Raw genomic sequence first — 299 nt, forward strand, 5'->3', positions numbered from 1 at the left:
CCCAAAAGGTTGACTTTCATAACTTGTTCTTGATTCAACAGAAGTGCACCGATAAAGACTGCTAAGAGAACCGTCACTAAGATAATTAATGAGGTCAATGCAAGTCGATCTTTCATAAACTCCCGCGCGATGACACGGAAGCCACCTGGAGGAGTTGAAGCAGATTGTACTTGTTTTTTATTTTCTTTACTCACCTTACTCCTCCTTCTATTTCACACGGATACGTGGATCCACGATACTCATGATAATATCTGAAATCAATGTCCCCAACAAGGTACCCATACCAAATATCAACAACA

The 299-nt window shown here is 40.5% G+C and carries 1 pseudogene; it reads right to left on the bottom strand.

Going from position 1 to position 299, the window contains the following annotated elements:
* Nucleotides 1-194, bottom strand: a pseudogene (locus tag C1G53_RS11215) (ABC transporter permease); the annotation flags it as partial.
* Nucleotides 195-299: the final 105 nt, after the last annotated feature.

The organism is Streptococcus suis (assembly GCF_002960445.1).
Lineage (GTDB): Bacteria > Bacillota > Bacilli > Lactobacillales > Streptococcaceae > Streptococcus > Streptococcus hyiners.